This window comes from Phaeovulum sp., from assembly GCF_030684035.1.
Classification (GTDB): domain Bacteria; phylum Pseudomonadota; class Alphaproteobacteria; order Rhodobacterales; family Rhodobacteraceae; genus UBA6213.
Genome location: NZ_JAUXPI010000064.1, coordinates 1 through 13,543, shown reverse-complemented (window position 1 = coordinate 13,543; position 13,543 = coordinate 1). Strand labels below are relative to the sequence as shown.

The 13,543-nt window shown below is 66.9% G+C and carries 9 protein-coding genes, 1 tRNA gene and 2 pseudogenes; 6 read left to right on the top strand and 6 right to left on the bottom strand.

Annotated features, from left to right (window positions below):
* Positions 1 to 4 precede the first annotated feature (4 nt).
* The 3 genes from Q8J98_RS14585 to glpD form a co-directional block, all read right to left on the bottom strand.
* On the bottom strand, positions 5 to 1,051 hold the full coding sequence (locus Q8J98_RS14585) for an aldo/keto reductase (protein WP_305295004.1): 1,047 nt from the start codon (positions 1,049 to 1,051) through the stop codon (positions 5 to 7).
* Positions 1,052 to 1,259: 208 nt separating this feature from the next.
* On the bottom strand, positions 1,260 to 2,747 hold the full coding sequence (gene glpK / locus Q8J98_RS14580; RefSeq protein ID WP_305295003.1) for a glycerol kinase GlpK: 1,488 nt from the start codon (positions 2,745 to 2,747) through the stop codon (positions 1,260 to 1,262).
* Complete coding sequence (gene glpD / locus Q8J98_RS14575) at positions 2,744 to 4,297, bottom strand: glycerol-3-phosphate dehydrogenase (protein WP_305295002.1); 1,554 nt, start codon at positions 4,295 to 4,297, stop codon at positions 2,744 to 2,746. Before glpD ends, glpK begins: the two co-directional genes overlap by 4 nt.
* A 130-nt stretch (positions 4,298 to 4,427) precedes the next feature.
* On the opposite strand from glpD, the gene Q8J98_RS14570 reads away from it, so the two are divergent.
* Positions 4,428 to 4,504, top strand: a tRNA-Met gene (locus Q8J98_RS14570).
* Positions 4,505 to 4,636: 132 nt separating this feature from the next.
* Here Q8J98_RS14570 and Q8J98_RS14565 read toward each other — a convergent pair.
* Positions 4,637 to 5,781: pseudogene (locus Q8J98_RS14565) on the bottom strand (iron-containing alcohol dehydrogenase).
* On the bottom strand, positions 5,778 to 7,376 hold the full coding sequence (locus tag Q8J98_RS14560) for a GMC family oxidoreductase (RefSeq protein ID WP_305295001.1): 1,599 nt from the start codon (positions 7,374 to 7,376) through the stop codon (positions 5,778 to 5,780). Before Q8J98_RS14560 ends, Q8J98_RS14565 begins: the two are co-directional and overlap by 4 nt.
* A 190-nt stretch (positions 7,377 to 7,566) precedes the next feature.
* Between Q8J98_RS14560 and Q8J98_RS14555 the strand changes: the two genes are divergently transcribed.
* The 5 genes from Q8J98_RS14555 (at position 7,567) to ptsP (ending at position 13,213) form a co-directional block, all read left to right on the top strand.
* Entirely contained in the window at positions 7,567 to 8,001 is a 435-nt protein-coding gene (locus Q8J98_RS14555; protein ID WP_305183100.1) for a DUF1178 family protein, read from the top strand.
* A 76-nt stretch (positions 8,002 to 8,077) separates the two neighbouring features.
* Positions 8,078 to 8,722 carry an SDR family NAD(P)-dependent oxidoreductase gene (locus Q8J98_RS14550; protein ID WP_305295000.1) on the top strand — a complete coding sequence of 215 codons (645 nt, stop codon included), beginning with the start codon at positions 8,078 to 8,080 and terminating at the stop codon, positions 8,720 to 8,722.
* 147 nt (positions 8,723 to 8,869) lie between these two features.
* Entirely contained in the window at positions 8,870 to 10,126 is a 1,257-nt protein-coding gene (locus tag Q8J98_RS14545; RefSeq protein ID WP_305294999.1) for an aspartate kinase, read from the top strand.
* Between the two features lie 174 nt (positions 10,127 to 10,300).
* A complete protein-coding gene (locus tag Q8J98_RS14540) occupies positions 10,301 to 10,909 on the top strand; it encodes an NAD(P)H-binding protein (protein WP_305295018.1) in 609 nt (202 codons plus the stop codon).
* A 63-nt stretch (positions 10,910 to 10,972) separates the two neighbouring features.
* Positions 10,973 to 13,213: a phosphoenolpyruvate--protein phosphotransferase gene (gene ptsP, locus Q8J98_RS14535; protein WP_305294998.1), complete on the top strand. Its 2,241-nt coding sequence runs from the start codon at positions 10,973 to 10,975 to the stop codon at positions 13,211 to 13,213.
* A gap of 184 nt (positions 13,214 to 13,397) precedes the next feature.
* On the opposite strand, the pseudogene Q8J98_RS14530 reads toward ptsP, so the two are convergent.
* Positions 13,398 to 13,543 (bottom strand): annotated as a pseudogene (locus tag Q8J98_RS14530) (IS481 family transposase); the annotation flags it as partial.

Sequence of the window (13,543 nt, the reverse complement as noted above, 5' to 3'; positions counted from 1 at the left end):
CCCTTCAGAACGGCATCGGATGCGCCTTGTGCGCCTTCCCGATTGCGGCCAGCACCTCGGCGGGCAACACCAGATCAGCGGCCCCGAGCGCCAGATCAAGCTGCGCAACGCTGGTCGCGCCGATGATCGGCAGCACCGGAAATGGCCGCTGCATCACCCAGGCAATCGCCATCTGCACCGGGTCAAGCCCGGCGTCCCGGGCGATCGCGTGATAGGCATCAATCGCGCCCCAGACACGCGGCGTGATGCGCCCGCTCAGATGCGGGTGCAGCGTCGCGCGCGAACCGGGCGGCGGCGGCGCGTCGGGCGCATATTTCCCGGTCAGCAGCCCCGCCGCAAGCGGCGAATAGGCCAACAGGGTGACCGCCTCGTTCACCCCCAGTTCCGCCAGATCGGTATCATAAGCGCGGCAGAGCAGCGAATATTCGTTCTGAATGCTGATCGCCCGCGGCCCCACCCCTGCCTCGGCCAGCATCAGCCATTGCCCCATGCCCCAGGCGGATTCGTTGGAAAGCCCGAAATGGCCGATCTTGCCCTCGGCCTGCATCTTTGAAACCTCGGCAAGGCAGGCGCGCATGTCGGCAAGGTTCCGCTCGCGGCTCTGCCCTGAAGGGTCAAAGGACCAATGCTGGCGAAACGCATAGCTGCCGCGGTTCGGCCAGTGAAACTGGTAAAGCTCGATATGGTCTGTCCGCAGCCGCCGCAGCGAGGCCTCGACCCCTGCCCTTATTGCCGCCGGGCTGATCGGGGCACCAGCGCGCACCGCGCTCGACCCCACGCCGGTAAGCTTGGTTGCCAGCACCACATCGCGCCGCCGCCCGCTTTGGGCGATCCACGAGCCGATGATCTCCTCGGTGCGACCCACGGTTTCGGCGCGCACCGGGTTGACCGGATACATCTCGGCGGTGTCGATGAAGTCGATCCCGCAAGCCAATGCCCGGTCGATCTGCGCATGGCCTTCGGCCTCGCTGTTCTGGGTGCCCCAGGTCATCGACCCAAGGCAGATCGCCGATACGTCTGGCCCGTTCTGCCCCAATCTTACCCTGCGCATCCGCCGCCTCCCGGTCAGTTATCCAAACCCGCGCGACCCTGCCACAGCCGCAGCGCAGTTGAAAGCCACCACCCCGCGCTTCTTTTTCGCCCACATACCCCGGGGGTCCGGGGGCAGCGCCCCGGCCCGCGCGCGGCACGCGCCCGGGGGCTTCACACCCCCGGACCCCCGCGGGGTATTTTTGCGAAGAAGAAACGGTGCCCGGCGTTCAGAACGCCAGCGTCGCGGCCACCGCGCGCTGCCAGCGCGCATATCTGCGCGCCCGCTCCGGTTCGGGCATGGATTGGGCAAAGCGGCGCTCTGCCAACCAGCTTTCGGCAAATTCCTTTTGTCCGGCGCAGATGCCGACCTGCATTCCGGCGAGCCAGGCGACACCGAGCGCTGTGGTTTCGAGCAGTCTTGGCCGGTCCACCGGAGCCCCGAGAATGTCGGCGAGAAACTGCATCGTCCAGTCCGATGCCGTCATGCCGCCATCGACGCGCAGCACCGCCTGGCCAATGCCGCCCCAGTCCGCCCGCATCGCCTGCAAGAGGTCGCGCGTCTGGTAGCCGACGCTTTCAAGCGCCGCGCGGGCCAGCTCGGCAGGGCCGGAATTGCGGGTCAGGCCGAACACCGCGCCGCGCGCCTCGGGGGCCCAATGCGGGGCACCAAGCCCGGTGAAGGCGGGCACAAGCACCACCTCTTGCGCGGCGTCGGCGGCCTCTGCCAGCGCCTGCGTTTCCGCCGCAGCACCGATCAGCTTCAGCCCGTCGCGCAACCATTGCACTGCCGCCCCGGCCACGAAGATCGAGCCTTCAAGCGCATAGGTGGGCGCGCCGTTGAGCTGATAGGCAATGGTGCCCAGCAGCCGGTTGCGGCTTTCCACCAGTTCGGCACCGGTATTCAAGAGCGCAAAGCAGCCGGTGCCATAGGTCGCCTTCAGCATTCCCGGCAGAAAACAGGCCTGCCCCACCGTCGCCGCCTGCTGATCTCCCGCCACCCCGCGAATGCCGATCGCCCCGCCGAACAGCCCCGGTTCGGTCATGCCAAAATCGGCCGCGCTGTCGCGCACCTCGGGCAGCATCGCCATCGGCACCCCGAGGCGGGCGCAAAGTGCCGCGTCCCAGCCCCCGGCGCGGATGTCGTAAAGCATCGTTCGCGCCGCGTTGGTGGCATCGGTCGCATGCACCCTGCCGCCGGTCAGCCGCCAGATCAGGAAACTGTCCACCGTGCCGAAGGCCAGTGCCCCCGTCTCTGCCCGCGCCAGCGCGCCCGGCACGTTTTCCAAAACCCACGCCAGCTTGGTCGCCGAGAAATAGGGGTCGATGAGCAGCCCGGTCTTCCGCCGCACCTCGGATTCCAGCCCCTCCTCGCGCAGGGCGGCACAGAGCGGTGCCGTGCGGCGGTCTTGCCAGACGATGGCATTGTGGATTGCGCGCCCGCTGGCACGGTCCCAGACTATTGTCGTTTCACGCTGGTTGGTTATTCCGATCGCGGCAACATCGCGCGCCGCAAGCCCCGCCTTTTCCAGCACCGCGCGCACACAGGAAACCACGCTGGACCAGATATCCTCGGGATCATGCTCCACCCAGCCAGGTGCCGGGTAGTGCTGCGCGAACTCCTGCTGCGCCGCCTCGCGCAGCTGCAAGCCCGCGTCAAACAGCATCGCCCGGCTCGACGTGGTGCCCTGATCAATCGCCAGCACATAACCGCTCATACCGCCCCCATGAACTCCGCCAGCGCCGCCACCTGACCGGTGTCAAGCCGCAGCCCCAGTTTCGAGCGCCGCCAGAGCACATCCTCGGCGCTGCGCGCAAACTCCTCTGCCATCAGCCAGCGCAGCTCGGCCTCGGTCAGGCTGCCGCCAAAATCGCGACCTAGCGCAGCGGCGGTCTTTGCCCCGGCCAGAATCCGCCGCGCCTCGGTGCCGTAGGCATGCACCAGCCGCGCCGCCCATGCGGGGGTGAGGAACGGGTAGTCGGCGATCAGCGCCCCGGTCAGCGCCGCGACCCCGTCATGCGGAAAATCGCCCCCCGGCAGCGGCACCCGCGCGGTCCAGTTGTCGGCGATGCCGCCCAGGCCCGGCGCGATCTTCGCCAGCGCCGCCTCGGCCAGCTTGCGATAGGTGGTGATCTTGCCGCCGAACACCTCCAGCAGCGGTGCCCCCGGACCCGCATCGAGCGAAAGCACATAATCCCGCGTCGCCTGGGTCGCCGATTTCGCGCCATCGTCATAAAGCGGGCGCACCCCGGAATAGGTCCAGACAATCTGCGCGCGCGTCACCGGCTGCGCGAAGTATTTCGAGGCGAAAGCGCACAGATAGTCCTGCTCGGCATCGGTGCAGACTGCCTCGCCGGGGTCGCCTTGATGGTCAAGGTCGGTGGTGCCGATCAGGGTGAAATCCTGCTCAAAGGGCAGCGCAAAGACAATCCTCCCGTCTTCTCCCTGAAAGAAATAGGCGCGGTTGTGATCGAAGAGCCGCCGGGTGACAATATGGCTGCCGCGCACCAGCCGCACCCCCTCGCCCGAGCGCACGCCCAGCGCGCTGCCCATCACCTCCGCCACCCAGGGCCCTGCGGCATTGACAAGCGCGCGGGCAAGGTGTTCCTGCCGCCCCGCTTCGCCCTCGGTGACGATCCGCCAGTGGTTGCCCTCGCGCTCGGCATGCACCACGCGGGCGCGCACCATCACCTGTGCCCCGCGCGCCGCCGCATCGCGCGCGTTCAGCACCACAAGCCGTGAATCGTCCACCCAGCAATCGGAATACTCAAAGGCGTCGGTGAACTTCGGGTTCAGCACCGCCCCCGCCGGGTCGCTGTGCAGGTCGATCTTGCGGGTGCCGGGCAGGATCTTGCGCCCGCCCATATGGTCATAAAGGAACAGCCCGGCCCGGATCACCCAGGCCGGGCGGCGGCCACGCATCCACGGCATCGTCAGCCCAAGCAGCGTCGAAATCGGGGTGCCGCCGGCAAAGCGCATCATCGGATGCGTGGGCAGCACAAAGCGCATCGGCCGCGCAATATGCGGCATCGCCACCAGCAACACCTCGCGCTCGGTCAAGGCCTCGTGCACCAGCCGCAGTTCAAGAAATTCCAGATAGCGCAACCCGCCGTGGAAAAGTTTGGTCGAGGCCGACGAGGTGCCCTGCGCCAGATCGCCCATTTCCGCCAAAGCCACCCGCAGGCCGCGCCCCGCGGCATCTCGGGCAATGCCGCAGCCGTTCACGCCGCCGCCGATGATGAAGATATCGTAGGGCGCGGCTGACACGGGATTCACCTCTTTCTTGTTCGTGCCATGCTTGTGCCGGGTCGCGTGCGCCGTCAAGGCCGCAAGGCTCGTGCCGCGCGGAGTTTCCTCTTGACGGCTCCGCCCGCGCGCACTACCCACCGCCCCGAGTGGCTAGGTAGCTCAGCTGGTTAGAGCACGTGACTCATAATCACGGGGTCGGGGGTTCGAGTCCCCCCCTCGCCACCACTTTCCCCCGCAGCGTTTGCCGGGTTTGAACCGCCTCAGACGGCCTGCGCCAAACCTTGAAATTTCCCTGATGTGAACACGCGACTCCAAGCAATTGCAATGGGTTGCCAAAATGTCCACGCGTGAAAAGCCTCACCACGCCGCACGGTACATCGCCAGCGCATCGGCCTCGGTCACTGGCCGGGGGTTGTTGACCAGCAGCCGCGTCTGCTTCATCGCCTCGGCCGCAAGCCGCGGCAAGGCCCCGGCAGGCACCCCCGCCTCGCGAAGACGGGACGGCAGGTCGAGGCGGGCACGAAGCCCCGCCAGCGCTTCGATGAAGGCCGTGCATCGCGCCTGACCGCCCTCGATGGCGGCCAGATCCGGGAAGGCGTCGGCGGCAATCTCGGCATAGACGCCGCCCGCCACCGGGGCGTTGAACGCCAACACCTGCGGCAGCACCAGCGCATTCGAAAGCCCGTGCGGAATGTGGAAAATGCCGCCCAACGGGTAGGCAAGCGCATGCACCGCCGCAACCGGAGCATTGGCGAAGGCCTGCCCGGCCAGCATCGCCCCCATGAGCATCGCCCCGCGCGCATCACGTCGCCGCCCCGCCGCACCGCCGTTTCGATATTGGCCCCAAGCAGCCGCAGCGCCTCGCGCGCCAGCAGCTTCGAGATCGGGTTGGCGTTCGGATTGACCGTCGCGTAAGCCTCGATCGCGTGCACCATCGCGTCGATTCCGGTGGCGGCGGTGATGGCCGGGGGCAGGCCCAGCGTCAACTCGGGGTCAAGCAACGCCAGATCGGGCAGAAGCACCGGCGCGGAAACACCGCGCTTTTCCTCGGCACCCACGGTGATGATCGCCACCGGTGTCACCTCCGACCCGGTGCCCGCGGTGGTCGGCACAAGTACCAGCGGCAGCCGCGGCCCCTTGGCGTTGCCCACGCCCCAGGCGGCATCCAGCGGCTCGCCAGACCCCAGAAGCAACGCCGCCAGCTTGGCCACGTCCATCGCCGAGCCACCGCCAAAGCCGACCACGCCCGTCGCCCCCTGCCCGGCCGCGACCGCTGCCAGCAAGGTCTCACGCGAGGGGTCGGCCTCGGCCTCGGCAAAGATCGTGACCCCAGGCCCAAGCGAGGCCAGCGCCGCCTCGGCCAGCCCCAGCCGCCGAATTCCGGGGTCGGTTACAAACAGCACCCGCGGGCCAAGCAGCGCCCCGGCCAGCGGCCCGAGGTCCGCTGCGCCGCCGGGCCGGAACAGCACCGACCTGGCGGTGTGAAAGGCAAAGGCGGTCATGCTTTTGCATCCTCCAGTATCATTCGTGCCGCCTTTTCAGCGATCATCATGGTCGGGGCCGCGGTATTGCCCGAGGTGATGGTGGGCATTACCGAGGCGTCGGCAACCCGCAGCCGCCCGACCGCGCGCAGCCGCAAGCGCGGGTCCACCACCGATCCCGCATCCGCCCCCATCCGCGCAGTGCCCACCGGATGAAAGATCGTGGTGCCGATGTCGCCCGCCGCGCGCACCAGCTCTGCCTCGGTCTGGAAGCCGGGGCCGGGCCGGAACTCTTCCGGGTGAAAGCGCTGAAAGGCGGGCTGCGCGGCAATGCGCCGGGCCAGCCGGATCGAAGTTGCCGCCACCGCGCGATCCGCCTCGGTCGAAAGATAGTTCGGCGCAATCGCCGGGGCGGCGCGAAAGTCGGGGCTGGTCACATGCACCGAGCCACGGCTTTCGGGGCGCAGGTTGCACACGCTCGCGGTCATCGCCGGGAACGGATGCAGGCCCTCGCCGAATTTGTCGAGGCTGACCGGCTGGATGTGAAACTCGAGGTCCGGGGTCGCCTTCTCGGGCCCGGATCGGGTGAAGATCCCCGCCTGACTGGGTGACATCGACATCGGCCCCGACCGGTTCAGCGCATATTCGGCGGCGATCATCGCCTTGCCCCAGAGAGAATTCGCCATCGTGTTCAAGGTTTTCACCCCCCGCACCTTGAAGGCGAGGCGCAGTTGCAAATGGTCTTGCAGGTTCTCGCCCAGCCCCGGCACCTCGACCAGAGGCGCGATTCCCGCCGCCGCCAGCACATCGCCGCGGCCAATGCCCGAAAGCTCCAGCAGTTGCGGCGTGCCGATGGCACCCGCCGAAAGCACCACCTCGCGCTGGGCGGTGAAGCTGCGCGAAACCCCCTCGTGGCGCACCACAACCCCGCGCGCCTCGCCGCCTTCAAGGATCAGCCGCTCGGCCTGCGCCCCGGTCAGCACCCGCAGGTTGGGCCGCGCCATCGCCGGGCGCAGAAATGCCTTGGCGGTGGTCCAGCGGATACCGCGCCGCTGGGTGACCTCAAAGTATCCCGCTCCCTCGTTGTCGCCACGGTTGAAATCGGCGATGCGTGGAATTCCGGCCTGTTCGGCGGCCTCCAGAAAGGCGTCGAGCACCTGCCAGCGCACCCGCGCGCGTTCCACCCGCCACTCGCCGCCCGCGCCGTGAAGGTCGCTGGCACCGGCATGGTGATCCTCCTGCGCAAGATAAAGCGGCAGCACATCGTCCCAGCCCCAGCCGGTGCAGCCCGCCTGTGCCCAGCCGTCAAAATCCGCCGCCTGTCCGCGCATGTAGATCATGCCGTTGATCGACGAACATCCGCCCAGCACCCGCCCGCGCGGGTAGCCCAGACTGCGCCCGTTCAACCCCGGCTCGGCCTCGGTGGAAAAGCACCAGTCGGTGCGCGGGTTGCCGATGCAGTAAAGGTAGCCCACCGGAATGTGGATCCAGTGGTAATTGTCGCGCCCGCCCGCCTCAAGCAGCAGCACCCGGATGCGCGGATCGGCGCTGAGCCGGTTTGCCAGCACCGATCCTGCCGAGCCGGCACCGACGATGATGTAATCGTAGTTTTCCATCTGCCCCCCCCCGGTTTCGCCGATTAGCCCCCGGATCGGGGCGCGAGGCAAGCGGAAGCTGGCGGGGGGCCCGCCCCCCGCACCCCCCGGGGATATTTGGACCGAAGCAGTTGCAACCGCAGACGCTTGCATTTCCATGGCCCGGGAATATCTCTTGCACATGGGTCGCGCGCCGCGACCGGGGCTGGCAATGATCCGCTACACGCTCAAATGCGACAGGGAGCACAGCTTCGAAAGCTGGTTCGCCTCGGCAGAAGGCTTCGAGCGGCTGCGCGCCGAGGGCCGCCTTGCCTGCGCGCTCTGCGGTTCGGCTGATGTTGCAAAGTCGCTGATGGCCCCCGCGTTGCAGGCGTCACGGGAACCCCCGGACGCAGCCGCCAAGGGCGCGCTCAGCACTGCCGCGAGCGAACTTGAAACCGCCTTGGCGGCGCTGCGCCGCCAGGTTGAGGAGAACTCGGATTATGTCGGGCTCAACTTCGCCGCCGAGGCTCGCGCCATGCACGATGGCGCGCTTCCGGAGCGCCCGATCCATGGCGAGGCGAGGCTTGAGGAGGCGCGCGCGCTGCTGGAAGATGGCGTGCCGGTTGCGCCACTGCCATTCCTGCCACGCCGAAAGACCAACTGAGGCGCGTCGTCGCGCCCCCTTGCAAGCGCCCCCGCAATCGGCACAGTGAGGCAGAACAACCCATGCGGAGAGGCAGATGAGCATTCTTGTCACCGGTGCCAACCGCGGCATCGGAGCCGCGCTACTGGCCCATTACCGGGCCGAAGGGCGGGCAGTGTTCGGCACCGCTCGCAAGCCCGGCACCGGGCTCGAACGGCTCGAGGTGACCGATCCCGAAAGCCACGCGCGGCTGGCGCGACGGCTGGCGGGCAAGCCGCTGTCGCTGCTGGTCTGCAACGCCGGCGTTTACCCCGACAAGGGCCAGAACCTGAATGACGGCTACCCCGCCGCGCTCTGGTCGGTGGCGCTGGCGACCAACGTGACCGGGGTGTTTCTGACGATCCAGAGCCTGCTGCCAAATCTGCGCGCGGGGCAGGGCAAGATCGCCATCATCTCTTCGCAAATGGCCTCGCAGGCCCGCGCCCCGGGCGGCTCCTACATCTACCGCGCCTCGAAGGCGGCGGCGCTCAATCTTGGCCGCAACCTTGCGGTGGACCTTGCGCCCGAGGGCATCGCGGTCGGCGTCTATCACCCCGGCTGGGTGAAGACCGACATGGGCGGGCACGGGGCAGAAATCACCGCCGAAGCCTCGGCTGCGGGTCTGGCCGCGCGTTTCGCCGCGCTCAACCTGTCGAGCACGGGCTGCTTTGAAGGCTGGGACGGCAAGGCGATCCCTTTCTGAGCACTTCTTCTTTGCAAAAAATACCCCCGGGAGTCCGGGGGCGGGCCCCCGGCCTTCGCGAGGTGCCCCTTCGCCATTCCCCTTGCCCTTGCCCCCGCCGCCGCATAAGAAACGCGCGGGTTGGGCAGGCGGTTTCAGGGGGTATCCATGCCGCTTCTGGTGATGAAATTCGGCGGCACTTCGGTGGCCGACCTTGCGCGCATCAGGAATGCGGCCGCCAAGGTCAAGCGCGAGGTGGAACGTGGCTATGACGTGATCGTCATCGTTTCCGCCATGTCGGGCAAGACCAACGAGCTGGTTGGCTGGGTCGAGCAGACCTCGCCGCTCTTTGACGCGCGCGAATATGATGCGGTCGTCTCGTCGGGCGAAAACGTCACCGCCGGGCTGATGGCGCTCAGCTTGCAGGAAATGGATGTTCCCGCCCGCAGCTGGCAAGGCTGGCAGGTGCCGATCAACACCACGAGCGCGCATTCCGCGGCCCGGTTCACCTCGATCCCGCGCGACAATATCGACACCAAGTTTGCCGAGGGCATGAAGGTGGCCGTGGTCGCGGGCTTTCAGGGCCTGAGCGCCGAGGGGCGCATCACCACGCTTGGGCGCGGCGGGTCAGACACCACGGCGGTTGCCTTTGCCGCTGCGTTCAACGCCGAACGTTGCGACATCTATACCGATGTTGATGGCGTCTATACCACCGACCCGCGCATCACCACCAAAGCACACAGGCTTGACCGGATCGCCTACGAGGAAATGCTGGAACTTGCCTCGCTGGGGGCCAAGGTGCTGCAAACCCGCTCGGTCGAGCTTGCCATGCGCTACAAGGTGCGGCTGCGGGTGCTGTCGTCCTTTGATGACACCGATGAAAACTCCGGCACTCTAGTTTGCGACGAGGATGAAATCATGGAATCGAAAGTCGTCTCCGGCGTCGCCTACTCGCGCGACGAGGCCAAAATGACCCTGCTCAGCGTCGAAGACCGCCCCGGCATCGCCGCCGCCATCTTTGGCGCGCTCGCGGAGGCGGGAGTGAACGTTGACATGATCGTGCAGAACATCTCGGAGAAGACCGAAGGCGGCAGGGCAATTGCCGTTACCGACATGACCTTTTCCTGCCCGGTCAACCAGGTACTGCGCGCCCGCAAGGCGATGGAAGAGGCCCGTGCCGCGGGTCTCATCCGCTATGACGACCTGATCGAAGATACCGACGTCGCCAAGGTTTCGGTGGTCGGCATCGGCATGCGCAGTCACGCGGGGGTTGCGGCGGCGATGTTCAAGGCGCTGGCGGCGGAAAACGTCAACATCAAGGTCATCGCCACCTCGGAAATCAAGATTTCGGTTCTTATCGACCGGAAATACATGGAACTGGCCGTGCAGGCGCTGCACGACACTTTCGGGCTGGAAGAGGCCTGAGGCCGGGGCTCAGCCCGCGCGCGCAAGGCTTGCGGTCGGGGCCACGCGAAGAGTACCATGCAGGCCGTCGCGCCTTGCCGCTCTGGCGCGGTCAGCTGCGGGAGCAACGCCATGAAGCGCGTCTGCATTGTCGGCATTTCCGGGAAACTCGGGCGCTACATGGCATAGCATGCGCTGGCGCGCGGCTATCAGGTGCAGGGCGTCTGCCGCCCCGAAAGCGTGGGCAAGCTGGCTGATCTGGCAGGCAAGATCACCCTCTTCCCCGGTCGCACTGACGATGCCGCGGTGATCGCCGCCGCGGTGAAGGGATGCGACGGGGTGCTCTGCGTGCTGGTGCCCTGGGGCGTCAAGGGCTACGCCACCAAGACCGCCGAGGCGGTTCTGGCCCATGCCGACCCCGGCGCGCGGCTGGTGTTTTCCTGCGGCTGGCACATCAGCATGGACGGCAAGGACCGCTACCCGCGCCGCTTGCGACTGGAAATGCGCATCATCCCGCCGCTGGTGCGGCTGTTGCGGGTGGCCGACATCGGTGACCAGGTGCGTGCCTGCGCGCGCATCTTCGCCTCAAGCCGCGACTGGACCCTGGTGCGCGGATCAGACCTCGAAGAGGGGCCGAGCGAGGGTCTGCCGATCTGGTCAGACCATGTCGGCGACCCGATTCTGGCGCTCAACCGCACACGGCGCATCGATTTTGCGCTGTTTATGGTGGCGGCACTCACCGACGATGCCCTTATCCGGCGCGCGCCCGCCATTGTCAGCCGCCGCGCCGCAACCGCCGGGTGATTTCGCTTCACCTTTCGCCGTCGGCCTGCCAATAGATTTGACAAGGCCAGATCGGACGCACCCATGCCCGAACGCACGGAAAGCGATAGCCGCAAATTGCTGCGGCGCCTGCGCGACACGCTCGCCACCCCCGCCAAGGGGCAGGAGCGGCTTGACCGGATCACCCGCCTGATCGCCCATTCGATGGGCACCCAGGTCTGCTCAATCTACCTGTTCCGTGACCCCGAAACGCTGGAACTATGTGCGACCGAAGGCCTCAAGGCGGCTTCGGTGCACCAAACCCGGCTGAAGCTCGGCGAGGGCCTCGTGGGCCGCGTGGCGCGCTTCGGGCAGCCGGTCAACACCGGGAGCGCGCCTGCTGAGCGGGGCTTTCGTTACATGCCCGAGACTGGCGAAGAGATCTATTCAAGCTTCCTCGGTGTGCCCATCCAGCGCGTCGGCGAGAAACTGGGCGTGCTGGTTGTGCAGTCGCGAGAGGCGCGGCAATTTTCCGACGACGAGGTTTACGGCCTCGAAGTCGTGGCGATGGTGCTTGCGGAGATGGCCGAACTTGGGGCCTTTCTCGGCGAGGGCGAGGCGATGGCGCGGGTGCACACCCGGCCGGTGCTGTTTCGCGGTGCAACCGGTCAGGAAGGCTCGGCGGAAGGCCGGGTCTGGCTGCACGAGCCGCGGGTGGTGGTGACGAACCCGGTGGGCGACGACCCCGAAAAGGAAAGCGCGCGGCTGGCGGTCGCGGTGGCGGAACTGCGCGAGGCCGTTGACCGGATGCTTGCCAACGCGCTCAGCACCGATGCCGACCATCTGGAAGTGCTCGAGACCTACCGGATGTTTGCCAATTCGCGCGGCTGGATGCGGCGCATGGAGGAAGACATCGCGCGCGGCCTTTCCGCCGAGGCGGCGGTGGAAAAGGAACAGTCTTCGGCCCGCGCCAGGCTGGAGCAGGCCTCCGACCCCTATCTGCGCGACCGGCTCTATGACCTCGATGACCTTTCCAACCGGCTGTTGCGGCTGCTGACCGGGCAGGGTGCCAATACCGGTGCCGAAATGCCCGAAAACCCGGTGCTGGTGGCGCGCAACATCGGCCCGGCGGAACTGCTCGACTATGGCCGCCGCCTGCGCGGGGTGGTGCTGGAGGAAGGCTCGGTCGGCAGCCACGCGGCAATCGTGGCGCGCGCGCTGGCGATTCCGCTGGTGATCCATGCCCAGCGCATCACCTCCGAGGCGCTGAATGGCGACGCGATACTGGTCGATGGCGATCAGGGACTGGTGCACCTGCGCCCCGAGGAAACCGTGGCCCACGCTTTCCGCGACAAGATCGCCATGCAGGCCGAGGCGCAAAGCAGCTACGCGAGTTTGCGCGAATTGCCTGCGGCGGGCACCTGCGGCACGCATATCGCGCTTTTCATGAACGCCGGGCTGATGGCCGATCTTCCTTCACTGGTCGGCTCGGGAGCCGACGGGGTGGGGCTGTTTCGCACCGAACTGCAATTCCTGATCCGCAATCAGGTGCCGCGCCGGGGCGAGCTGGCGGCAATCTATTCGCGCGTGATGGATGCAGCGGGCCACCGCCCGGTGGTGTTTCGCACCCTCGATATCGGCTCCGACAAGGTGCTGCCGTCGATGAAACCGCAAGACGAGCCGAACCCGGCGATGGGATGGCGCGCGATCCGGGTGGGGCTCGACAAGCCCGGCATCCTGCGCATGCAGGTGCAGGCGTTGATCCGCGCGGCCAAGGGCCGGCCGCTGACGGTCATGTTCCCCTTCATCGCCAACCGGGGCGAGTTTCTGACCGCCCGCAAAGTCCTGACCGACGAGGTTCTGCGCGAGGCCGCGCAGGGCCGGACGGTGCCTTCGCAGGTCGAGGTCGGGGCGATGCTGGAAACCCCGAGCCTCGCCTTCGCGCCGCAGGAGTTTTTCGACGAGGTCGATTTCATCTCGATCGGCGGCAACGATCTGAAACAATTCTTCTTCGCCGCCGACCGCGAAAACGAACGCGTTCGGCGGCGCTATGACACGCTCGACACCTCGTTTCTGGCGCTGCTGGAACAGATCATCGACCGCTGCGCGCGGTCCGACACGCCGCTGAGTTTCTGCGGCGAAGATGCGGGCCGCCCGATCGAAGCGGTCACCTTCGCGGCGCTCGGCCTGCGCACGCTTTCCATGCGCCCCGCCTCGATCGGCCCGGTGAAACACCTGATCCGGCGGGTCAACCTCATGGATTTGAAAGACGTGATCGACGAGGCCCGGGCAAGCGGGGCGGAAAGTGTGCGGGCGGCGGTGACGGGGTGGCTGGCGCGGCAATAAGCGGCGCGTAACACGCGTGTTATGATGGGTAAGTGGTTGATATGGCTGGTGTTTAATGGTTTTATTAAGGAATTGGCAAGGACTGCGGGGAGGCGTTATCGAGACCGATAACTTGCGCTGCTGCGCCTTGTCCACGCATCAATACCATTCGCCTTTAGCGCCGCCTCGATTGTAGATCGAGAGGTTAAATGTCACATCCCGGAAGATGGCAGGGCTGTTTCCTGAACAACTCTGGCTTCAGTTTGTGCCAGTCCTTCATCGCCTGCAAGGGGGTCCTGCTGCCCAAGGCTGACTGCGGCAGCTGCTGATTGTAGAGCAGCGCGTAGCGGT